The sequence below is a fragment of the Blautia sp. MSK17_66 genome, assembly GCF_020538025.1.
In the GTDB taxonomy this organism is placed as follows: Bacteria; Bacillota; Clostridia; order Lachnospirales; family Lachnospiraceae; genus Blautia_A.
The window spans coordinates 61540-83680 of the sequence record NZ_JAJBNQ010000001.1; the positions used below are offsets into that span (position 1 = coordinate 61540).

Annotated in this window: 23 protein-coding genes; 1 reads left to right on the forward strand and 22 read right to left on the reverse strand. The window is 39.7% G+C overall.

Annotation, left to right across the window (positions count from 1 at the left end; all coding sequences use genetic code 11):
* Nucleotides 1-141: 141 nt before the first annotated feature.
* The 7 genes from LIR34_RS00265 to LIR34_RS00295 form a co-directional block, all read right to left on the reverse strand.
* Nucleotides 142-1449, reverse strand: a complete 1308-nt coding sequence (locus LIR34_RS00265) for an ATP-binding protein (protein WP_173901616.1) — start codon at nt 1447-1449, stop codon at nt 142-144.
* A 28-nt stretch (nt 1450-1477) separates the two neighbouring features.
* Complete coding sequence (locus LIR34_RS00270; RefSeq protein ID WP_173901615.1) at nt 1478-2182, reverse strand: LytR/AlgR family response regulator transcription factor; 705 nt, start codon at nt 2180-2182, stop codon at nt 1478-1480.
* Nucleotides 2183-2365: 183 nt separating this feature from the next.
* Complete coding sequence (locus LIR34_RS00275) at nt 2366-3115, reverse strand: ATP-binding protein (protein WP_173901614.1); 750 nt, start codon at nt 3113-3115, stop codon at nt 2366-2368.
* Nucleotides 3116-3137: 22 nt separating this feature from the next.
* Nucleotides 3138-3332: a hypothetical protein gene (locus tag LIR34_RS00280; protein WP_173901613.1), complete on the reverse strand. Its 195-nt coding sequence runs from the start codon at nt 3330-3332 to the stop codon at nt 3138-3140.
* A gap of 16 nt (nt 3333-3348) precedes the next feature.
* On the reverse strand, nt 3349-5166 hold the full coding sequence (locus tag LIR34_RS00285) for a cobaltochelatase CobT-related protein (RefSeq protein ID WP_173901612.1): 1818 nt from the start codon (nt 5164-5166) through the stop codon (nt 3349-3351).
* 6 nt (nt 5167-5172) lie between these two features.
* Nucleotides 5173-6105 carry an AAA family ATPase gene (locus LIR34_RS00290; protein WP_173901611.1) on the reverse strand — a complete coding sequence of 311 codons (933 nt, stop codon included), beginning with the start codon at nt 6103-6105 and terminating at the stop codon, nt 5173-5175.
* Between the two features lie 85 nt (nt 6106-6190).
* The gene (locus LIR34_RS00295) at nt 6191-6961 is read right to left on the reverse strand and encodes an ATP-binding protein (RefSeq protein WP_173901610.1); all 771 of its coding nucleotides are present in this window, start codon (nt 6959-6961) and stop codon (nt 6191-6193) included.
* A gap of 168 nt (nt 6962-7129) precedes the next feature.
* Between LIR34_RS00295 and LIR34_RS00300 the strand changes: the two genes are divergently transcribed.
* Nucleotides 7130-7777, forward strand: a complete 648-nt coding sequence (locus tag LIR34_RS00300) for a TetR/AcrR family transcriptional regulator (RefSeq protein ID WP_173901609.1) — start codon at nt 7130-7132, stop codon at nt 7775-7777.
* Here LIR34_RS00300 and LIR34_RS00305 read toward each other — a convergent pair.
* The 15 genes from LIR34_RS00305 to LIR34_RS00375 all read right to left on the reverse strand — a co-directional run bounded on the left by LIR34_RS00305 (nt 7699) and on the right by LIR34_RS00375 (nt 22110).
* On the reverse strand, nt 7699-8325 hold the full coding sequence (locus LIR34_RS00305; RefSeq protein WP_173901608.1) for a DUF3786 domain-containing protein: 627 nt from the start codon (nt 8323-8325) through the stop codon (nt 7699-7701). The genes LIR34_RS00300 and LIR34_RS00305 overlap by 79 nt on opposite strands.
* Nucleotides 8326-8738: 413 nt before the next feature.
* Nucleotides 8739-9326 (reverse strand): cytidylate kinase-like family protein, encoded by a 588-nt coding sequence (locus tag LIR34_RS00310; RefSeq protein ID WP_161285121.1) that lies wholly within the window; start codon nt 9324-9326, stop codon nt 8739-8741.
* Nucleotides 9327-9339: 13 nt separating this feature from the next.
* On the reverse strand, nt 9340-10707 hold the full coding sequence (locus LIR34_RS00315) for an MATE family efflux transporter (RefSeq protein WP_173901607.1): 1368 nt from the start codon (nt 10705-10707) through the stop codon (nt 9340-9342).
* 210 nt (nt 10708-10917) lie between these two features.
* Nucleotides 10918-11427 carry a CarD family transcriptional regulator gene (locus LIR34_RS00320; RefSeq protein ID WP_173901606.1) on the reverse strand — a complete coding sequence of 170 codons (510 nt, stop codon included), beginning with the start codon at nt 11425-11427 and terminating at the stop codon, nt 10918-10920.
* Between the two features lie 28 nt (nt 11428-11455).
* Nucleotides 11456-11677 (reverse strand): hypothetical protein, encoded by a 222-nt coding sequence (locus LIR34_RS00325; RefSeq protein WP_117639141.1) that lies wholly within the window; start codon nt 11675-11677, stop codon nt 11456-11458.
* A gap of 218 nt (nt 11678-11895) precedes the next feature.
* Nucleotides 11896-12543, reverse strand: a complete 648-nt coding sequence (locus LIR34_RS00330; RefSeq protein ID WP_173901605.1) for an HAD family hydrolase — start codon at nt 12541-12543, stop codon at nt 11896-11898.
* 118 nt (nt 12544-12661) lie between these two features.
* Nucleotides 12662-13849, reverse strand: coding sequence for a YgeY family selenium metabolism-linked hydrolase (locus tag LIR34_RS00335; protein WP_173901604.1), 1188 nt, complete (start codon nt 13847-13849; stop codon nt 12662-12664).
* 43 nt (nt 13850-13892) lie between these two features.
* A complete protein-coding gene (locus LIR34_RS00340; RefSeq protein ID WP_173901603.1) occupies nt 13893-15506 on the reverse strand; it encodes an N-acyl-D-amino-acid deacylase family protein in 1614 nt (537 codons plus the stop codon).
* Nucleotides 15507-15512: 6 nt separating this feature from the next.
* Nucleotides 15513-15662 (reverse strand): hypothetical protein, encoded by a 150-nt coding sequence (locus LIR34_RS00345; RefSeq protein ID WP_207718741.1) that lies wholly within the window; start codon nt 15660-15662, stop codon nt 15513-15515.
* Nucleotides 15653-16000: an ABC transporter permease subunit gene (locus LIR34_RS00350; RefSeq protein ID WP_161285115.1), complete on the reverse strand. Its 348-nt coding sequence runs from the start codon at nt 15998-16000 to the stop codon at nt 15653-15655. Before LIR34_RS00350 ends, LIR34_RS00345 begins: the two co-directional genes overlap by 10 nt.
* Nucleotides 16001-16122: 122 nt before the next feature.
* Complete coding sequence (locus tag LIR34_RS00355; protein WP_173901602.1) at nt 16123-16917, reverse strand: ABC transporter substrate-binding protein; 795 nt, start codon at nt 16915-16917, stop codon at nt 16123-16125.
* A gap of 218 nt (nt 16918-17135) precedes the next feature.
* The gene (locus LIR34_RS00360) at nt 17136-18524 is read right to left on the reverse strand and encodes an MFS transporter (RefSeq protein ID WP_173901601.1); all 1389 of its coding nucleotides are present in this window, start codon (nt 18522-18524) and stop codon (nt 17136-17138) included.
* Between the two features lie 33 nt (nt 18525-18557).
* Nucleotides 18558-19586, reverse strand: coding sequence for a zinc-dependent alcohol dehydrogenase (locus LIR34_RS00365; RefSeq protein ID WP_173901600.1), 1029 nt, complete (start codon nt 19584-19586; stop codon nt 18558-18560).
* A gap of 222 nt (nt 19587-19808) precedes the next feature.
* Nucleotides 19809-20912, reverse strand: a complete 1104-nt coding sequence (locus tag LIR34_RS00370) for an ROK family transcriptional regulator (RefSeq protein ID WP_173901599.1) — start codon at nt 20910-20912, stop codon at nt 19809-19811.
* 97 nt (nt 20913-21009) lie between these two features.
* The gene (locus LIR34_RS00375) at nt 21010-22110 is read right to left on the reverse strand and encodes a glycerol dehydrogenase (protein WP_173901598.1); all 1101 of its coding nucleotides are present in this window, start codon (nt 22108-22110) and stop codon (nt 21010-21012) included.
* Between the last annotated feature and the right edge of the window lie 31 nt (nt 22111-22141).

Below are 22141 nucleotides of genomic sequence, written 5' to 3' on the forward strand. Positions count from 1 at the left end.
TCTCTTCTCCTCCTTTTTATCTGTCCTGTAATTTCAGGAACTGTTTCCTGTTGACCTTACTATATCATATCTTTTTCATCGTGCCGGTTTTGGCACAACATGCAAAAATATGGCATGAAATGCAAAAAAACACCCAGAGCTTTACATTACTCTGGGTAAAAGAATCTTTAATTCAAACCAGTTCTGATCCACTCCAAAATCCACAGAACCATTATATTTCTCCACAGCAGTACGAATGCTTTTTAATCCAAATCCATGGTTTTGTCGATCTACTTTTGTTGTTGTAATCAGATCATTTTCATTTTTCTGAATTTTATCTTCACAATAATTTTCTATTTTAATAAAAACAAAACTCTTTTTTGCAGATACCGTCAGATGAATCAGTCTTTTTTCCACTTCCGGTATCATAATTACATGTTCAATTGCATTATCCAATGCATTTCCAAAAATGGAACACAAATCTGTTACATGTATAAAATCCAGTAACTTACCATCCGCTACACAGGTAATCTGTATGTAATTTTTTCGACAATGAAAAATTTTAGCTGCAAGAATTGTATCCAGCACCTGATTACCTGTTTTGCTCATATTTTCAAAGGCAGAGACTTCTTCCTCCATTGCATCAATCCATTTTTTACGTTTTTCTTCGTCTGATTCTGTACGAAGTGCTGTGATCTGATGCTTCAAGTCATGATATTTCATCTGTATGAGATTCAGACTGTCCTGATAATTTCGATACTGCTCATATTGACTTTTCAGGATCACATTCATTGCTGAAAGTTCTTTTTCGGCAATATACTCACTAATCCTGCTCTGATAAGCATGCAGGATTGCAATTCCTCCAAAATCAATCAGGGTTCTCATAGAAAAAATGTCTGCACGTTCTTTGCTTGCAAATGGTACATTTTTACTCAAAAAACTCAGATTACTGAACGCAAAGATTGTAACTGCCATGATTGCTGCTGCTACAACTTCTTTTACAGTCATCTGCTGAAGATAATCCTGTTTCAGATAATCCCTTTCCAGATAAATATCAATGACAAAACAACCACCGAAAATTATAATCGTAATCAAAATTTCAGTCCAGAAACTTTGAATTCCTCTCACCTGTACAATAGATACAATCTGCCACTGCAGAGAAGCAACAAACTCTGCCAACACAAATGCTCTGGCACAGCAATATCCTGCCCCAAGAGGTTTCATGCTTCCTCCAACCATAAGAAATACATACATTATAGCAACAGCAATAATCATACAGGGAATCCATAAAACCTCTGATACATTACCTGTCGCAACCAGAAAAGCACACTGCAATGCCAGCATAAGCAACACACCAATAAGAAAATGTGCAGATTTCATTTTTTCTCTTTTCAACATATAGAGATAAACCAGACACGCTCCCCACTCCGCAATTGCTGTATAAATTCTTGGAATATCCTGGTATAACATAACTTCCTCCGTTATCCGCCCAACAAAATTAATCCATGTTCAGATTTTGCAAAAGTTTATTCATAAATTCCTTTTTTCTAGTTCTGCTGACTGGTATATGTACACTATGAATCACACAGTCAGAACCAACAATGCCTTCTACATGATTCATGTTTACCAGATACCCCTTGGCGCACCGGAAGAAATTATGAACTATCAATTTTTCTTCCAGTTCCTTTAACGTAACTCTGGAACTGTAATCCCCTCTTAAAGTATGAAAAACTGCATTATGTCCCTGTCCTTCAATAAAATAGATATCTGCTATATCTGTTTTTACGATTCCTTCTCCAATCGTAATCATAAGAAATTCCTTTGCTTCAGAACGAATACGTCCAATTGCTTTATCCAGTTTCTGCGAAAAAGAAAAATACTCAACTGGTTTTACTACATAATCCATTGCATCAACTTCATATCCACGTACTGCATATTGAATCATATTTGTAATAAACATAATAATTACTTTCTGATCCATCTGACGGATTTTTTCTGCAGTTGTCATACCGTCCATGAACCGCATCTGAATATCCATCAGAATAATGTCAAAACCACCACTGTAATTCTCAATGATATCTTCTCCATCACCAAATACCGTAACCTTTATTGATCTTCCCCTTTCCTTTTGATATTTCCGGATATACTCTGTTAATTGTTTTACGTAAATTTCTTCATCTTCCACAATTGCAATCTGTATCATCCTATACCCTCCACAAGAATTGCATTCTTTGTAACTGTTCAATCACACAATACAATTCCAGGTTTTTATTATTTTATAAATACCTTTTGTTTCAGTATATCACTGCTTCTTTCTTGCATCAAGCGGATCTAATTTTACAAATTACAGCTGTATAATCTGGTTATCTTTTATCATATATCCATATTAAATAGAAAGTAGAAATTCTGTTAAGTTTTCAATAGCATCTGGTTTTTCTGATAGTTCTTTCCCCATCAGTCCCTCTCCCATAATACTAGGATCCGCACTAAGAGATACAGCGACTCGACTTGAATTCCATACAGCTTCATACATCATTTCCTGATTCTCTTTTGTTACTTTATTGAAAACGTAATAAAATGGTTTTCGAATACTTTCCGATAATTCCCCGATTTTTTTGGAAAGCTGTAAGGATTCATAGGATGGATCTATGATTATCAATATCAAATCTACACCGTTATCAATTCCACGTCCAAAGTGTTCAATACCAGCCTCCATATCCATTAATGCAAATTGGTCTTCTGTAAGCCTAAGATTTTGGATAAATTGAGTCATAACAGTTCCCATAGCACATGAACACCCTTCATTTGCTTGATGAATTTTTCCACTGCTCATCAGTTTTACACCGTCCTTCAGACTATAATAATCTTCCGGTATATCATCTATAGTCCAGGTTTTCTCAAAAAACTGATGAGTAAATTTTGATAACGTCATATCATTTAAAACATTTTGCTTTCCACCGAAATAATCTGTAAAATCTCTGGGAAGCTTCATACCTAGCTGTCGGTGTAGACCATAATTAGATTCATCGGAATCAATTACCAAAATTTCTTTTCCTCGTCTGGCTAAAGCCTTAGCCAAAAGACTGGTTACTGTACTTTTTCCACATCCACCTTTTCCGCAAACTGCTATTTTCATCTCTTATCTCCTTAAATGCTTCTTACTCCACTTCCTCCAGTTCTGTTCCTTCTGGAAGAATATATCCGCAGTTATCACATACTCCGTCCTCTGCAAGTATCCCGTCTTTCACAAAGGCTTCAATGCCTCCCAGTTCATGACAGCGTGGACAGTCTAATTCCTGTATCTTTTTCTGATTTCTTACATCCTGGCAATTGGAAAATTTAATTTTACCCATAGTGATTCCTCCATTTTCATTCCATATCAATTTGTCTTCGCAAAAAAGTTCCTACCATACGAGAAAAATTGCTGATATTACGAATATAGGCGAAGTCTTTTCCATAGATTCTCTTTTCCACGGAAAGTTCTTCTTCATTCCCTACAAAAATACCAATTACGAAAATTCCCTGATTTCTGGCCCGACGCACCTCAGATGCAGTATCTTTCATAGCTCCTTCTCCGTCATAGATCTTGGGCTGGCGGGTTCCTGGTCGTTGTATACTCATATCACAGGGTTTTCCATCACTTAATACGATTAAAATCTTATTTTTTTCCGGTCGCTCCATGAGAGAAGAACAGACTGTTTTCAGTGCAAGCCCATCTCTGTTATTGGCATATGCCCGAAATTGAAAGATTCTTTCATTTGTTTCCCTTGGATCTTCATAATCCCGAAATCTCTGAAGTACTGTATATCCCCAGAAAGCACAGTATCCTGTCACCCGATGAGGAATTCCTGCCTGGCTTAATGCTTCACTGATAATATATCCCTGCGCCGCTACCTGAGCCTGTCTGCCTGCTTGGGAACCACTGGAATCAATCAGGACGTCTATTACAAACTCAGAATCTTCAGATCTCTTTTTTCTATTAAATAACTTGTCATCGTCTGTTCTTCCAATTTTCCATAACCTCTCAGGAACAAGCTGCCCTGCATCAGATCTGCTGACAAAATCATCCTTTCGGATTATAAATGCCCGTTTCAGTGACTCTGCCAACACAGAAATATTTCTTTTGATGATCCAGTGATTATTTCCATAATAGGCTTTATTTTTTTCAAACTGCAGCTGAGAAAAACGGTATTGATTATTTTTTATCACAGGGCTCTGTAAAATTCCATCTGTAAGATACAGGATACAGTTTTTGTGGATTCCTGTACAAATTTTCCGGTTGACTCTGGCCTGCTCCGATTCACTTAGATACGATTTTCCGTAATTCAGTTCCACATATTCCCGTATCCGTCGCACTGCCTGTGGATTTATATTCTCCGAGCTTTTCGGAACTTCTTCATTTTCCGGCGAGAAATAAAATCTTTTTTTCTTTTTGTTTCTGATATCCAGACTCATCATCTTTTTTTTGAGATTAGAAAGATATTTTTGAATGATGTCTTCCATCTGTTCATCCGTCATGCATTCCTGCCACGCGTCATTGGCCAATGCCATATTCGGTAAATTCAGAATCTTCTCCAGATTTCCATTTCTTTTTTCAAAAGAGGGATCCAGAACATGATTATAAATCTCATCTATCACGTTTATGACATCTTCCGTATTTTCCGCATCCTTCAGAGAAAGAATCTTGTACAATGCAATCTCTGCCTGTGGATCCATTCCCTTATCGTCTGTGTTCTCCAGAACATGCCTTATATACAGAAGCCTAATCCTGTGAATCAGGTCTGTTCCAGCCTTGTCTGATACCTGCTCTTCCTCGGCCTTTTCCAATTCTCTGAACGCCTGTTCTCTGATTTCCTTTGTTCCCAAACGTTCTCGAATGATAAAACGATTCACTGCAGCATCCATGCATAATCCAGCAAGAGACAACAGCATATCTTCTCCAGCAGAAAAATGTAATTTTTTCATCAAATACATGCCAAGTTTTTTCTGATCAAAATATCGTGCAAAGGCACCCTGCTTCACTGCCTCATACAGAACCGTTTGTTTTGAATAAACATATTTTTCTGTGTCCGGTTCAAATTCCGTATCATAATCACCACTGACTGTCCAAAAAAGATTTCTGATACGATTGCTGATCTCCAGACGATGTTCTTCCAGTTGTTCCGCCGGCCATCTGACATCCTTCATACAAGTTTACCCCCATATGTCTTTTCCGGTCCAGGAAGATGGGATTCTTGTAGAAACCACATCTTCTACGATTTCTTTTTCAAATACATCAAAACTTTTATTTATGATCCCCATCCGGACTGCATCAATTGGAGAAAGTCCGCTTCTTGTTGCTTTTACAGCAGAAACCAATCCTCTCAGGTCAAGAGATTTTGTTGAGATTTCTCCATGATAAGCTTTGATCTGCAAATCCAGAAACAGTCCTGCAAAAGCTTTCAGTGCACTTTTTTCCCCATCTGGAAAATGTTGTCTTAATACAAAAAGGACACTATCCTCATCCATTTCAGGCATATCAATTACCATAAACCTTGAAACCAATGCTTCATTTAGCTCTCTGGTACCTGCGTAACCATAATTCATCGTGCCGATAAATCGTGTTGCCGGATGAAGTAAAATCCTGTTATATCCTGGAATATCGATTCTGCGCCGATGATCCAGTGTGGCATGCAGTACAGAAACCGCATCATTTTTTGCCATATTGATTTCGTCCAGGATTCCAAATCCTCCAAATTCCGCGCATTGGTAGATGGGGCCTTTCCGAAGGCGAACCTCATTATTTATAAAGGTATCCGTTCCAACCAGATCGGCACTGTCCGTATTTACATGAAAAGAAATGTCGTATTCCGGTCTTCCGAATATCCATGCCAGTGTCTCACATAGTACATTTTTTCCTGTAGCTTTCGCACCGGAAAGTAACAGGTTATCTCCCTGAAGAAGCGCTGCTATTGACATTTCCAGAATCTTTTTCCCATAAAATAGGATATCCGGTTTTTCTACCCGTTCTTTTACCTGATTCTCTACCTCATAACGCATGTGAAAATCTCTCAGTTCTCCAATCAATTCCTGCGCTATCTTCTGGTCTTCTAAATATTTTTCTATTTCTGTCCAATGATTTCTCATGAAGATTTTCCTTTCTTTGCAATTGGTTATACCAAATCAGATGATATTTCTGCTTACTCAATCTTCAAACTTTCAATCCTCCAACTCACAATCCTAACTTCTTTACAATTTCTCCCAGTGCACTTCTTACAGGAGAATCTTTCGGAAGCCGTATGATCGGCTTTCCATCACAGTCATACTGATATACCTGGTCATCATGTGGTACAACGCCTAACAGTTCCAACCCCTGATTTCGGATTTCTTCCAGAGTTCCGGCATCCAGTTTTCCTTCTGGAACACGATTCACGATTAATCCAGTTTTCTGTGGTTTAAAGTTTAATTCATTCATCAGCTTTGCAATACGTCCGGCTGCCTGAACACCTCTTCTGGAACAGTCACTCACAAGAATCGCAACTTCCATCATTGGCAGGATTCCTCTGCTGATGTGTTCCATACCCGCTTCGTTATCAACCACAATATATGGATAATGGCTTTGCAGTTTCTGAACCTGGGTCTGTACAAGACCATTTACAAAACAATAGCAGCCCTGTCCCTGGGTTCGCCCCATTACCATCAGATCATAATCATCTTCTTCCACAATCGCATCAGAAAGACGCATTTCCAGATATGCCTGCTTCGTCATACCGGATGGAATCTGATATCGTGGGTCTACGCCTGCCCGCTCAATTTCTTCTCTCAGCTCTCCAAGTGTGAGCTCCGGCTCCACACCAAGCACTTCATTTAAATTGGCATTCGCATCTGCATCCACGGCCAGAACCGGACGTTTCCCACTTTCACACAAATACTGGATCAATAATCCACAAAGTGTAGTTTTTCCTACGCCGCCTTTTCCTGATATCGCAATTACATGTCCCATATTTTTCCTCCTAAAATTCTGAACAACCTGTTGACTTTTTCTTTAAATCTCATTATAGTTGTTACTATATAAATTACAATAATCAATCTGTGAGATTTGTATAGCTACTCAACACATCAAAAAAATTGTTGAAAAATCATATGATACCAAATAATACAGGAGGATATAATGTCAGAAAAAACGAGAAAACAAGATCGCCGTACCCGCTATACCAGGCAAACCATAAAAGATACGTTCTTAGAATTGTTAAAGCAGAAAAGTTTTACAAAAATTACAGTTACTGAGATCTGCAAAAATGCTGAAATCAACCGTGGCACTTTTTATCTTCATTACTACGATATCCATGATGTATTAACAGATATTTTTGATGATATGACTCAGGATATGTTAACAACTGTAGATCATTTATTCTGTCCTAATAAAAAAAGCTGTTCTTATCCATTCTGTCAGAAAATTCAAATGGAATCACAGTACAGGGCACTGTTCCTGGATGACACGATAGCTCCCATCCTTCTGGAAAAAATAGCAGAAAATACAAAAGAAGGCTATGTGACCTGGCTTATGTCACACAGCCTCCTGACCTTTGAACAGGCAGAGTCTGTCTTTTATTTTCAGATGAATGGATGCCTTTCCATAAACAGACTGATGCTTAGAAATCACTGCAATGACTGGAAACAGATTCAAACAACCATTGATGCTTTCATCAAAGCCGGACTGGAAAGTTTTCTGGTTCATGATCAAAGGGAAGAAAGTGCTTCTGATAATTTTTGCAGCAAAATTTCTCCAACTGTTACCGCATCTTCTACACTTAGATAATGATCAGCATGATCCTGAAGAAATATTTTACCAGATACAGGAAATTCTTCATCTGCAAACCATATCTTTAAAGTTACCGGATATCGTGGCAGAACTGGAAAAACAGCACACAGATCTGCCTTTGTTTCAGTGAATTCTGCACCCAGATTTTTACATGCTTTCTGAATTTTCTCCGGATCTTTGTCCTGCAAAAGTTTTTCCAGTTTCTGCTCTGCTGTCCGGTCAAACTTGGTTCCTCGGATCAATCCGTCTTTCAGATTACCAAAAGTAATAAGATTTCGTGAGCTTTCTGTTCCATCTGCCATATCCAGATAATGCAGCAATATCAGATAATGCCATTCGTCCATTTTTGAGTTAATACGAAACTCAGGGAGTTGAATTTCAATCGTTTCATAAAAACTCAGTACTTCAAGCACATTTCGGCTGCTATGAAAAACAGCCCCACTTTTTGCTGCAAGATCCTCTCCGGAACGATTTTGCAGCCGTTTTACTGCTGCCTGCAACATTTCCTGAAATGCACGATTTTCTGTTTGATTTTTGTATTCCATAAACTCTCCTTTGTGAACATTTATAGTATCATATAATAATCAATGTTTATACAAGGATTTTTGTGTTCTCATAAATCTAACTTTGTCCGGATCCTCTTTCATCCATTACCTCAGTCATAGTTTCATAATCTTTTCCCTGTTTTCACGATAATAAAGGTGATACATTTTTTTAGTCATATGTTTTTTGATTCTGGTGTATAAATAGCATATGATACAATCCTCTGTAAGTTTCATTACTGTGTTGACTTTTCCTTTAATCCCCATTATAATTGTAATTATATTATTTACAACAATCAAACATTAAATTATTTTTTATCTCTTGTCAATATCTATATTTTTATACTTTCGACACGCTTCCTTTAATATTACTATTCACTCCGTTCACAGCAACTTGACTATGACTCACGCCTCGGTTATTTGCTACATTCCACTATTATCTTCTCACATCTGTCATATCCAAGCTGTGAACTGTTCAGACACAACGTATAGTTGCTGGCTTTTCCCCATTTCTGATCCGTGTAAAAGTTGTAATTTGTCATACGTCTTTTATCTGTATCTGCCATCATTTTGACAGCTTCCTTCTCTTCTACATTATATAAGCGAATGATACGCTGCGTTTTCTCTGGCATATCCCCATGGATAAATACATTCAGCACATCATCCCTGTCCTTCAGGATGTAATCTGTATTTCTTCCAATGATCACACAGGGTCCCTTCTCAGCCAGATCTAAGATAACTTTTCTCTGTGCCTCATATACCATATCTTCTACAGATTTCCCTGTGATGTCACGTCCGGCAAGTGCATATGCAAGTAAACCTTTCTTCGGAGATAACTCTGCATTTTCCTGAATATATTCCGGAGATAAACCAGACTTTTCTGCAATCTCGCTGATGATATTTTTGTCATAATAAGCAATTCCAAGTTTTTTTGCAACTTCTTCTCCTATAAAACGTCCACCGCTTCCAAATTCTCTGCTGATCGTAATAATTCTTTTCGCCATCTCTGAATCCTCCTTAACGCAAGGCATTAACCTTATTTTTTCTGATTTTCTTTAAGAACATATATCCTACAAAGCATGAAATTATTTCAGTAATCGGAAATGCCCACCAGATCAGCGAAACTCCCATCTGACCATTTCTTACAAATATAGAAAAAATTCCCGCCAATGGTAAAATAATCACAAGCTGTCTCAAAAGTGAAATAACCAGCGATTCCATACCTCCATCCAGTGCCTGATAAATGCCCTGATAAGCAACATTGATTCCGGCAAATAAGAAGCTTACTGAGATCACTCTCATCGCACCGATAAAATATTCTCTTGACTGTCCCGCATTAAACAGAGTAGCAAATGCTCCAGGGAAAATCTCTGTGATTGCAATTCCCAGAATCATTAATACAATTGTATAAATCAGACCATATTTGATTCCATCCTGGATTCTCTTTTTGCTTCTCATTCCATAAGCAAACGCAAGGATCGGGGTGATTGCATCTCGCAGACCAAATGCAAGGAAGAGAACAAACTGCTGTACCTTATAGAACAATCCATATGCTGTCTGTGCTGATGGATTGAACTTCAGGATCAGGTTCATCACATAAACCATAATAGACATCAGAGCCTGAGCGATAATTGCCGGAAGTCCGATTGCATAAATTTCCTTGATAATTCCGCTATCTGGTTTCATGTACTTCGCCCCATGCTCAAATTCTTTATTCAATTTCATATGGAAAATGAATAATAAAACTGCTGATGCTACCTGACCAATTACGGTTGCGTAGGCTGCACCCTTCACGCCCATTTCAGGGCAGGGTCCAATACCATAGATCATGATCGGATCAAGGATAATATTTACAACCGCACCTACTACCTGACCAATTGTAGAATAAAGAGAACGACCTGTTGCCTGGAGTAACTTTTCAAATAGAGAAAAGAAAATAATTCCAAAAGAAATCACACAGCATATCTGCAGATAGCTGACTCCCATCTCCAGTACTTCTGCATCTACTGTCTGTGATGAAATATATGCTTTCACCCCAAAGATACCAAATAATAAGCAGACCACATAAATGATCACGCCCAGGAACAGACTGTTACCTGCTACTTTTGCAGCTTTTTTACTATTACCCTGTCCAAGTGTCCTTGCAAGAAGTGCATTCGTTCCAACACCGGTTCCGATTCCAACTGCTACCATAAGCATCTGAACCGGAAATACCAGTGTCAAAGCATTTAATGCCGCTTCACTTCCCACTCTCATATTTCCTACAAATGCACTGTCTACAATGTTATAGACTGCCTGCAATGCCATGGATAAAATCATCGGAATCCCCATCTGGATCATCAGCTTATTCACCGGCATATCCTTCATCTTGTTGCTTTCCGCCATTGTGTTTTAACTCCTCTCTTTTCTGCACAAAAAAAGTGCACACCCTGTCTTATTAGCTGGACTTACGCTGACAGGCTACACACTTTTTCATGACGATATTGTATTTTAATAAAATAAAAACGAGCAGCAGGTAAACTGGATTTACGCTTACTTGCTACTCGTTCGTTACAATTATATTCCCTGTTATTCAAAAAGTCAAACAAAGTTTTATTAGCAGTTGTCTGTAATGTACTCAATAATCGTCTCACATACTTCTTTTTTGGGTTTTCCAATAGCAACTCCCAGTTCCATATATAACAGATTTTCTGCTATCTGGAAATACCTTGCATCCGTTGCAGTACACTTTTTCCCCTGTGCAAGTCTTTTCTGTTTTCGCTGATAAATCATTTTTATGATCGCAACTAATGCTTCCGGATCATTCGCTTTTACTGCTTCTTTATAATTTTGCTCTCTCAGTTTTTCATTGTTTATCCATGCTGTCGGAATCTCCGGAATTCGTTTGATCAGATTCCATGCTTCTTCTTTTGTCAGACATAATCTCAATCTTGAATCTGAATTTGAAACTGGAACATATATTTTATCCTTTTCATCTTCTATTGGCTTCATCAGATAATATAATTTATTGTTTTTTTCGTCCTGAGGAGTCAAATATAAAATATCTTCTATTTTACAGATACCTGTAACTGGTTTACTGACAAAATCTCCAATTTCATATTTCACAAAATTCTCTCCTTACTGACCGGTCCTTTTATTCCGTAAAAGTATATCGTACAAAAGAGCCGTTATTATCTCCTGTTACAATTACAACATCTCCACTCTCATTGCTTGTAGTTTCCAGAATTGGGAATCTTCCATTTTCTTTTACATAAGCCTCCGGGCTGGCTGCTTCTGCCTCTATCAATGTTTTTTTACTGTATTGTTCTCCTCCACATGGATTTATATCCTCAATAAAAATTTCATACTCATGCATATGTGCTTCCTCCTGAAATTAATTTTATAAAGGCGAGTAACGTATATTTTGCTTTTCTGCATGATTACGCCACTCGCCGCTATCTTTATTATAAAACTATTTTATTCTGGTTGCAAAAGCAGTTTTTACTAAAAAAGCACCTTCTGTTTTTAGTCATTATTACCATGAGTTTACATGTACGCAAACTTCCGTCTTCTATTCCAGCATTACCGTCTGCATCACTTTTCCAATACTTCTTCTGTAAATTCATCCAGGCTCTCATAGATTCCATCAACAAACTTTTTTATCTCCTCTGACGGTGCCAGAACATCCGGTATCATAATTGCAGTACATCCTGCTGCTTTTCCGGCACGGATACCATTCTCACTGTCCTCAAAGACATAGCAGGTTTCCGGTGTACAATGGATTCTCTCTGCTGCGAGAAGAAAAATATCCGGTGCCGGTTTACCATGTTTAACCTCTTTGCCGCTGACAACTGCATCAAAATATTCTCTCATTCCCGCCAGTTTCAGATTACTTTCTATCTGCTCCGGATAACTGCTACTTGCTACTGCAAGACGTATGCCTTTATCAAAAAAAGTCTTTACAATCCGCTCTGCTCCTGATTTCTTTGGCACATGAACCTTAAGTTTCTGTCGCACCCGCTTCATGCACTCTTCCATGATAACGCTTCCATCTGCAACTCCATAATGCTTCTCAATCACTCTGCACATATGTGCACCGCTGGTTCCACAAATATCACCAACAAAATCTATTCCAAGAGTCACACCATTCTCTGCTGCCAGCTCGTTCCATGTTTCCTGATAGATGTTCTCTGTATCAAACAACAGACCATCCATATCAAAAATTGCACCTTTCATTTCCATTTACCATCCTCCACTTTCTACATTCCGGTTCTTCTGTTATTTCGCTTATCCATGCAATTCAGGATTGCTCTTTTTATCTGGATATTTGCTCGTCATGTGTAACTCACGCTATTCTCTTCTACAACACCAAAGCCTCCATCACCGCATAATAACATTCCACTGCCCCATAAAGCTGTGTAAGTTCCACATACTCATCCACCATATGTGCCAGATCTTCTCTGGATGGACCAAGACCAATGGTTGGAATTCCTTTTTCACCGGCATAGTGACTGCCGTTGGTACAAAAGCTGTATTGGGTCAGTTCAGGATCGTAGCCTGCTTCCCGGATTTTCTGGAGAATTTGCTGAACATACTTCTCTTCCGGGGCATAGTACCATCCCGGGAAAAATCGCTCGCCCTGAATTTCAGCACCTGTGTAACACCTCTCACTGCCTACGGAAAAAGAGGCCTTCGCTGAAAATCCCGGATCTTCTTTTTCCAGTGAATCGATCAGCTTTTGAACAGGGGCCAGAACACTCTCCCTGGTTTCTCCGGTAAGAAGTCTTCGATCCAGAGTTGCCCGGCAGTATTCAGGAACTACGGAGGCTCCGGGATATGGGGAAGAAATAATATCTGTAACTTCCAGAATTCCCTTTCCCAGCTGCTCATGAACCGGCGGCTGGATCCTGTCGATTTCGTCAAGCAGCTTACACATCTTTTTTACCGCGTTGATACCCTTCTCTGGATTGGCGGAATGAGCTGCTTTTCCGAAGGTTTCCAGAATAATCTCCGCACGTCCACGTTGTCCGGTTTTGATATTCAGTTCAGATGCTTCACCAATCACCACATAATCCGGATTCACCAGCTCACTGATGCTTCTGGCAGCCACGCCCTCGAAACATTCCTCATGAACCACTCCTGCCGTATAAATTTCTCCGGCAAAATCTTTCCCATGGTCTTCCATAAAGTAAGCTGCTGCACAGAAAAATGCAGCCACTGCCCCTTTCATATCTGATGTTCCCCGACCGTATAATTTACCATCTTCCACTACCGGTACAAAGGGATCATGTTTCCAGGCTTCTTTGTTATCTGCCGGAACAGTATCCATATGCCCGTCAAACAGAACCTTGTTTCCAGTCCTGTCGCCTTTGATCTTTCCGATCACATTACCATATTTATCTGTGCAAAAATCATCAAATTGCTTCTGACGCATAAAACATTTCAGAACATCGGCTACTGCATTCTCCTCACCGGAATAACTTCTGTTGGAAACCAGCTTTTTGCAGAGGGCAAGAACCTCTGCTTTTCTTTCTTCTGTTAACTTCATGGCGTTCCTTCCTTTTTTGATTTCACAAAATTCTCTCAAACATTTATTTGTTACATCCCCGCACTATCCTGCCGCTTTGAGGGTTCCTGTACTCGTCCTGTTTTACTGCAATCTCGCCGCCCACCAGCACATAATCAAATCCCGTGCAGTACTGATCCGGGTTCTCAAAGTCAGCATGAACCTTCAGTTTATCCAAATGGAATATATTGATATCCGCCGGCATTCCTTTTTCCAGGATTCCCCTGTTTATTCCCAGAACCCTTGCCGGTTTCGCTGTCATTTTATATATTGCATCTTCAATGGAAAACACCTTTTTATCCCGCACATAATCCGTCAACAGCTTGGGAAATGCACCATATACTCTGGGATGATATTTTCCACCAGCCGGATAGATTGCATCCGAGATCAGATTTGCCCGGCTATCCTTCAGAAAATGCAGCATATCCTCTTCAGAAGCAATGGTATCCAGCATGGTAACCTGGCATCGTTCTGCAAGCAAAATGTCGTACAAAGTATCATATGGATCCTGTTTAAATTGTTCTGCGATTTTTGCAATGGACTGTCCTGCATAGCTTCTGAATTTCTCTGTATGCAAAGTACTGGCATAAATCATATCAAATCCAGCCAGTTCCACAATATTTTCAAAAATGTCTGAGGGCTGCTTCAGCACCTTTGTAATTTTTCCTCTGCAGGATTGGTCAGCCAGTCTGGCACAAATCGCATCTGTGCCGCCCTCCTGGAACTGTGGCGGAAGAAGATGTACCAGCTGGGTGGAACCTGTAAGATAAGGATACAGGTCAAAATCTACTTTCACACCTCTCGTTGCTGCCTGATCAAAAAGCTGCAGTATTCTCACTGGTGTCTCACCCCAGTTTTTCTTTCCAATGCATTTCAGATGGCTTATATGCAGTGGTATCTTAAGTTCCTCTGCCACAGAGATTACCTCCTGCAGAGCCAGAAGAATCCCATCACCTTCATTTCGGATATGAACAGTTACAGGAATATCCGTTCCTTTCAGGGGCTGCAGTGCTTCTACCAGCCCATCCCTGTCATATTCAAATTCCGGAGCATAAGCAATTCCAAGGCTGATTCCAAGGACTCCGGCTGCCAGAGATTCCTCCACGGCATCCCAGACCTGGTGTACCTCCTCTTTTGATAGCTTTCCGGATGCATATCCCTTTACTCCGGCACGGATTGTGCCATTTCCTGCAAGCATTCCCGTATTGACGCTTCGCCCTTCTTTCTCTAAAGCGGACATATAGGAAGACATGGTTGACATAATCTCAGCTCCTCTGTTTCTTGAATCCCCTGTCACACTACTGAGAAATCCCGCGATTTCTTTCTCGAACTTTTCTCCGGCCGGAGCCACCGAAAGCCCACAGTTTCCATTTACCACAGTCGTCAGTCCCTGCCTGTTCAGAAGCTGGTCATCCCCATTCCCAAAGGCCTGCCAGTCTCCATGCCTGTGAATGTCAATGAAGCCGGGAGTTATATAACCACCGGCCGCATTCAGAATATTCTCTTTCGGAAAGTTCCCGGGAATCTCAATATGTGTTCCCACTTCCGCAACTTTTCCATTTTTTATTACCAGATCGCCATAAAAAGGTTTCTCCTTTTTTCCATTTACAATCCATCCGTCTTTAATAATGTAATCCATTCTGTATTATCTTTTCTCAACTTTCCTGATAAACTGGCGAATGCGCTCGTTTTTCGGATGCTCAAAAAATTCTTCCGGAGGCGCATCCTCCACAATAACTCCATCTTCCATAAACAAAATCCGGTCTGCTACCTCTCTGGCCCGGGTCAATAGCATGGATACCGGAACGTACTATCTCTGCAATATATTGCACCTGTATTCAATGACATGGAAAGTGTACCCGCCGTCATAGCACTGAGGGTAATACCCAGATTTGGCAATCCGAAGTAGATCAGAAATGCCTGTACCATCAGTGGGGTTCCTCTCCAGATCCAGATATACAACTGAGCGAGCCTTGCAATCACTTTTATGTGACTGTCCCTCATCAGTGCAAGTATCACTCCCAGAATCGTACCAAATATAAGTGTCAGAACCGATATTTCCATCGTCACCGCACATCCATGGAGCAGTGACGGTATTTTGTCAAATACAAGTGACCATTTTAATGTTACCATACTATTTTCCCTGTGACCAGTAATTATCGCCGGTTTATCCTTTCTTCCTTACTTTTCCGGTTACTGTTCACCTTGTTCACAGCAACTCGTTTCCTGAATAGAAGTATTTCTGCATCTCTGTTTTATTCAGCAGCCTTTGCATCTTCTGCTGCTATATCTTCTTCTGCTGCCGCTTCTTCCCCTTCACCGGAAGCATCGATCCATTTTTTCCAAAGTGCATCGTAGGTTCCGTCTTCATAATACTCATCAATGCACTGATTGATAAATGCCAGCAGGTCATCTTTGCCTTTCTGAACTGCGATGGCGTTCTCTGCATGAGTAAATGGGTCACATACAATCTTGGTTCCATCATATTCCTTGGAAAGGATCTTCTGGTTCAGAAGGTCGTTTACTACTACATCCACACGACCTGCCAGAAGATCGGAAACACAGCCAACTGTATCTTTATACTGAACAATCTCATAAGAAACATCCGGATTTTCATCCAGAAAACTCTGTGCCACATTGTAGGAAGTTGCACCCTCTTTTACAGCAACCTTCAAACCATCGCAGTCAGCCAGACTCTTAATTGTGTCTGCATACTTGGAATCCTCTTTTACAGCAAGAATCATACCACTGTCGCAGTAGGATTTTGACATGTCTACAACCTCACATCTCTCGTCTGTCTTATACATTGCTGCGATGGAAAAATCATATTCACCATTCTGGATAGATGGAACAATTGACTGAAATTCCATGTCTGTCACTTCCATGTCGACTCCCAGCTTATCTGCAATGTACTGAGCCAGATCAATGTCAAAGCCTACGATATTATTATCATCATCACGATATTCAAATGGTACATAGGTACCGGTGGCTACGGTGATCACACCTTTTTCCTTAATGGCTTTGATGTTGTCACCGTTCTCCCAATCCACTGCAGCAGTTTTGTCTGTGTCTGTGCTTGCTGCGTAAATCGGAGTATTTCCGGCTTTAATAAAGCAAAAAGAGCCGCCTTACGGCAGCCCTTTCTGCGTGATAGAAAAAACGGAGCAAACTACTTAATGAGTTTGCTCCGTTGCAACTTATGGCGAAACTATAACAAACAGATTCCTGCCTGTAAATCCATAAATCCAACAATTTTTTTGTATGGGTTTTACATTTTTTGTACATTTCGCAAATCAGTGGTCTTTCCTCTTTTCAGATCCTCTACGATTTCATTATAACGTTTTTTGTTTAATCGATAAAAGAACAAAACAATTGCCGTAACAATCCACAGGATTCCCGGAATTGTCGAAAATGCATGCTTCATGATTGCAATTACTGCCGAATTCTGTGTCTGATTTGCTGCATATCCATATTTTCCAAGCAGTGCTGCAAGAAGTGCTGTTCCAACTGCCATTCCGATTTTATTTCCAAGAGAAACAAAAGCATACTGAAATCCATCATTTCTAAGTCCAGTCTTCCATTCACCATATTCCACACAGTCTGGAATAATTGCGTAAATTGCCGTATTAAATCCAGAAAAAAAGAACTGCGTGATTCCGGCAAGAGTATAAAATACAACCGGCGATTCTTTAACGTTAAAGAAATACATTGCCAGCATTGCGATACCAGTAAACAAGGCAAAGATAGATGCCGTTCTTCCTTTATTATTCAGCTTCCGAAATACTGGCTGAAAGCATGCCGCACCAATAATGGACGGAATGATAATACACATCGAATATGTTGTATAATAGGATGCATTTCCCTCTACATAAGTAAAATAATATAAGATATCTGCATTTCTTCCATATAATGTAAACCCAAACAACACCTGACCAACCAGTGCCAGAAGATATGGTTTATTCTGCATAACTGCTTTCAGCTGTACTTTAATTGAAATTTTTTCTTTCTCAGGAATTACTACCTGTTCTTTTGTCTTTGCAAAACAGAAGAAATGACAGGCAGCAAAGATGCATCCATAAATGATTGCAACGAACAAATATCCATTCTTTGCACTGCTGCTTCCCAGCTTGCTGATCAGCGGAACTGTCACAATATTAATAATTCCAATCGCGATCATGGCTGACACCGATCGCGAGGTATTAATTTTGGCACGCTCATCAATATCCTGTGTCATAGCACCGCAGAGTGTTCCATATGGAATATTTACACAGGTGTATCCTAACACGAGAAGGCAATATGTTATTACCATATAAATAATCTTCGCTGTATTTGACCAGTCCGGATGTGCCCAAAAAGAAAGGACGAGAAGAATTGCTGTAATTGGAGCAGCTATAAGAAGCCACGGACGATATCTTCCCCATCTTGTATGAGTCTTATCTGTCAGACCACCTACGATCGGATCATTGATTGCATCCCAGAATCTTGAAAAAAGCATCAAAGCTGATACCGCTGCCATACTGATTCCAAACACATCTGTATAAAAAATCATCAGAAAATTACTGACAAACATCCAGCTGAAATTACATCCCACATCTCCAAACCCATATGCGATCTTACTGATCAGCGGTACTTTTCCATTATTACTTTCGTTCCCCATATTTTTCTCCCCTATCAGAATATTGCTGGAATTCTATTTTTCCTGAACATTAATGATTACTTTCATGGTTGTCTCGCGGTTGTCATCAATATACTGATATGCTTTCAGATAATCCTTAAATGCAAATGTTTTGGAAATCAAAGGTCTTAGATGTACCTTTCCATCATTTACAAGTGTAATTCCATCGATATAATCATCATGTCGGTACATCATCGTACTCTTGATATCCAATTCATGATCATTGGCAACTGCAAGATCAATCGATGCCATACCAGCAAATACAGCTACCAGAACGATTACGCTTCCTTTTCTTGCATACTTGATTGCCTGCCCCATTGTAATATTATTTCCTGCACAATCATAGATCACATCTGCTTTATCAGGGCCAAACGCTTCAATCATTGCCTCTCCAAAATCTTTTTCTTTTGTATTTACGCATACATCAATTCCACACTCTTTTGCTTTATCCAGACGAAGATCACTGACATCTGTGATCATAACGTTTGCTGCCCCCATTCCTTTCGCTGACTGAGCCACCAGATTTCCAATTGGACCTGCTCCGAGAACTGCAATATTCATTCCCTTTACATCGCCCATCTGTTTCACAGCATGTACTGCTACGGCAAGAGGCTCGATCATTGCACCTTCTTCATAAGACATCTCTTCCGGAATCGGTGTTACTTTAGATGCATCTACTGCAAAATACTCAGAAGCAGTTCCTGTTGTCTGGAATCCCATAACCTTCAGTTCTTCACAGAGATTGTATTTTCCATGACGACATGGATAACAGTGTCCGCAATAAACCTGCGGTTCAATTGTTACTTTCTGTCCTGTATGGAATCCTGAAGTATCTTTTCCTACCTTCACAATTTCTCCTGATACTTCATGTCCCTGTGTAACCGGATATTTGGTAAATGGATGTTTTCCATGGTATACATGAATATCGGATCCACAGATTCCAATGTTCATGATTTTAACCAGTACCTGATCATCTTTTATTTCCGGAACCGGTACTTCTCTGAAAATAATCTCTCCTGGATTTGTCATTACCTGCTGTAACATAATAAGTTCCTCCTTTATTTATCATCTTTTATTAAATGTTTTATCAAAGTGATTACATTATTATCCATCAAACTCAATTTGTCAATATATCTTTGTTAACTTCTGCCTATTGCACAAGATTATTTAAATGAATTTATGCATTTTGACAACAAAAAATCCAGAGAGAAAACATTTTTCCGTGTTTCCTCTCTGGATTATAAGCTCTTGATACTAAGATCATAATTATATTTTTTTTATAAACTCCTGCAGAAAATATTTCGCCACCCCCACTGCAGAGGCCTCTTTCTTGTAAGAACAGGTTTTCAGATATCTCACATCATGATCAAATCCATTGTATTCCATTACTTTCTCTCCCAATGGTATCATATACTCTGACAGATATCCTCCGACTTCACCTCCAAGAATAATATCCATATCGTATGCCATTCGCAAATTCGATATCAAAATCGCCAGATTTTTCAGATACTCCTGCCAAATCTCTTCTGCACTTGCTTCCTTTTCTTCTAAATGTGCCATAAACTGTTCTAATGTCTGGTGTGTTTCATCTGTTAACACACTTGCTGCACAATAAGCATCTGCACATCCCAGCTTTCCGCAATAACATTTCTTTCCTCCCGGAACCAGGATCATATGCCCAAATTCTCCAGCCTTCTGATTCTCTCCCAGTATTAATTTTCCATCAATACAAAATGCTCCACCAAGAGTATTATTCAGTGACAGGTACAATGCATTTTTATATCTGTCTAAGTCTTCTGCCATCATTGCTGCATTAGCATCGTTTTCAAAGTATACTGGCAGTGAAAATGCCTGTTCCAGGAAACTGAGACTGTAATTCTCTAGTTGAAGTGCATGTGACTTGATCAGCATTCTCTCTCCTGACCTTATAATTCCTGGAACAGAGATACCGATTCCAAGAATTCTGTCCTGATTTTCTACATCTATCAAAAAACGTTTCAGTTCATCCCTGATCTGCGAATAGTAAGAAGCTTCTGTTGAAAATTCCATCCGGATTCTTTCATACTTTTCAATTTCGGATTTCAGATTTACAAGTACAAACCCTACATGTTTTGCAGTAATTCTAATTCCAACTGCGCAGCGATATGCAGGATTAATACTGATCATTTTCGCTTTTCGTCCGCCGGTAGACTCATATTCTCCCATTTCAACTGCAATTCCACTGGCCAGCAGTTCATTTACATTAGACAAAACTGTCGGCATGCTGAGATTCAGATTCCTGGATAATTCTACTTTAGATGTTGCTTTTTGATTTATAATATAATTAATAATTTGACATTTTGTACTGTTTTTCTTTTCCGTTCCAGCCATCTCAAAGATTCCTTTTGTAAAGTATTTTATAAAAGAATCTTACCTTTTCCGGATGGATTTGTAAAGTCACTTTTGTACAAAAAACATTATACTCTGCTTATTCCTCTCCAAGATAATATCTGCCATATGCATCTGCTGCCTTGATCGCTGCAAATACACTCTCCGGTGTAACTGTGAATGGCATATTCTGAAGAGTATCACCTTCTGCACTTGCAGCCTTTGCAACTTCCATAAGCTGCTCATCTGTTACATTACCTGCTCCAAGTTCTTCAAGTGTGACCGGAAGTCCCACTTCTATGCACCACATAATAATTTCTTCCAATTCTTCATGTGGGACATTTTCCAGTACCAGCTGTGCCAGGGTTCCAAATGCAACCTTTTCACCATGATACATATGATGGCATTCTTCCAGTACTGTCAGACCATTGTGGATTGCATGAGCTCCTGCAAGTCCTGCACTTTCAAATCCAATTCCGGAAAGCAGAGTATTTGCCTCAATAATCTTTTCCACTGCCGGAGTACATACGCCTGCTTCCAAAGCAATTTTAGCCTTTACGCCTTCTTCCATCAGGGTATCAAAGCAAAGCTCTGCAAGTGCCATAGCAGCACCTGTTGTGTTTCCGCCTGCGCAGGAAGTTGCTTCACTTCTCTGGCATGCTCTTGCCTCAAAATAAGTTGCAAGCGCATCACCCATACCTGCTACAGTAAGTCTGACAGGAGATTTTGCAATGATCTCTGTATCCATCATAACAAGATTTGGATTAGCCGGAAGGAATAAATATTTTTCAAAAACGCCCTCATCCGTATAGATTACAGACAAAGCACTGCAAGGAGCATCTGTGGACGCGATCGTCGGACAGATGAACACCTGTGTTCCGGCATAATGCGCAACAGCTTTCGCTGTATCAAAAATCTTGCCGCCGCCAATACCAATTGTAAGATCACAGCCGTTGTCTTTAACTACTTTCAGCAGTCTGTCGATTTCATTGGTGCTGCATTCACCATTGAAATAATCAAAAACAAGTTCACAGTTATTTTCAGCAAAACTATCTTCGATCATTTTGCCGATTCTCTTATAACCACCCTGGCTGATCAGAACCAGTGCTTTTTTTCCTGCTGCTGCGGCATATTTGCCGATGTTTTTCATTTCTCCTGAGCCCTGAACATATTTGGAAGGGCTGATTAAGATTTTTGCCATAAAAATACTCCCTTCTACGTTTCTATTGTTA

What these genes read in the sequence shown, in the direction of transcription:
- LIR34_RS00280 (WP_173901613.1), bottom strand. Translation starts at nt 3,332, where the DNA reads ATGGGTAAAATTAAATTTTCCAATTGCCAGGATGTAAGAAATCAGAAA.
- LIR34_RS00340 (WP_173901603.1), bottom strand. Translation starts at nt 15,506, where the DNA reads ATGGATTACATTATTAAAGACGGATGGATTGTAAATGGAAAAAAGGAG.
- LIR34_RS00360 (WP_173901601.1), bottom strand. Translation starts at nt 18,524, where the DNA reads ATGGGGAACGAAAGTAATAATGGAAAAGTACCGCTGATCAGTAAGATC.
- LIR34_RS00305 (WP_173901608.1), bottom strand. Translation starts at nt 8,325, where the DNA reads ATGGAATACAAAAATCAAACAGAAAATCGTGCATTTCAGGAAATGTTG.
- LIR34_RS00325 (WP_117639141.1), bottom strand. Translation starts at nt 11,677, where the DNA reads ATGCATGAGTATGAAATTTTTATTGAGGATATAAATCCATGTGGAGGA.
- LIR34_RS00285 (WP_173901612.1), bottom strand. Translation starts at nt 5,166, where the DNA reads ATGAAGGATGTCAGATGGCCGGCGGAACAACTGGAAGAACATCGTCTG.
- LIR34_RS00290 (WP_173901611.1), bottom strand. Translation starts at nt 6,105, where the DNA reads ATGAGAAATCATTGGACAGAAATAGAAAAATATTTAGAAGACCAGAAG.
- LIR34_RS00335 (WP_173901604.1), bottom strand. Translation starts at nt 13,849, where the DNA reads ATGAAGTTAACAGAAGAAAGAAAAGCAGAGGTTCTTGCCCTCTGCAAA.
- LIR34_RS00370 (WP_173901599.1), bottom strand. Translation starts at nt 20,912, where the DNA reads ATGGCTGGAACGGAAAAGAAAAACAGTACAAAATGTCAAATTATTAAT.
- LIR34_RS00295 (WP_173901610.1), bottom strand. Translation starts at nt 6,961, where the DNA reads ATGGGACATGTAATTGCGATATCAGGAAAAGGCGGCGTAGGAAAAACT.
- LIR34_RS00310 (WP_161285121.1), bottom strand. Translation starts at nt 9,326, where the DNA reads ATGGCGAAAAGAATTATTACGATCAGCAGAGAATTTGGAAGCGGTGGA.
- LIR34_RS00375 (WP_173901598.1), bottom strand. Translation starts at nt 22,110, where the DNA reads ATGGCAAAAATCTTAATCAGCCCTTCCAAATATGTTCAGGGCTCAGGA.
- LIR34_RS00275 (WP_173901614.1), bottom strand. Translation starts at nt 3,115, where the DNA reads ATGAAAATAGCAGTTTGCGGAAAAGGTGGATGTGGAAAAAGTACAGTA.
- LIR34_RS00265 (WP_173901616.1), bottom strand. Translation starts at nt 1,449, where the DNA reads ATGTTATACCAGGATATTCCAAGAATTTATACAGCAATTGCGGAGTGG.
- LIR34_RS00330 (WP_173901605.1), bottom strand. Translation starts at nt 12,543, where the DNA reads ATGGAAATGAAAGGTGCAATTTTTGATATGGATGGTCTGTTGTTTGAT.
- LIR34_RS00300 (WP_173901609.1), top strand. Translation starts at nt 7,130, where the DNA reads ATGTCAGAAAAAACGAGAAAACAAGATCGCCGTACCCGCTATACCAGG.
- LIR34_RS00365 (WP_173901600.1), bottom strand. Translation starts at nt 19,586, where the DNA reads ATGTTACAGCAGGTAATGACAAATCCAGGAGAGATTATTTTCAGAGAA.
- LIR34_RS00270 (WP_173901615.1), bottom strand. Translation starts at nt 2,182, where the DNA reads ATGATACAGATTGCAATTGTGGAAGATGAAGAAATTTACGTAAAACAA.
- LIR34_RS00345 (WP_207718741.1), bottom strand. Translation starts at nt 15,662, where the DNA reads ATGCTATTGACCCGGGCCAGAGAGGTAGCAGACCGGATTTTGTTTATG.
- LIR34_RS00315 (WP_173901607.1), bottom strand. Translation starts at nt 10,707, where the DNA reads ATGGCGGAAAGCAACAAGATGAAGGATATGCCGGTGAATAAGCTGATG.
- LIR34_RS00350 (WP_161285115.1), bottom strand. Translation starts at nt 16,000, where the DNA reads ATGGTAACATTAAAATGGTCACTTGTATTTGACAAAATACCGTCACTG.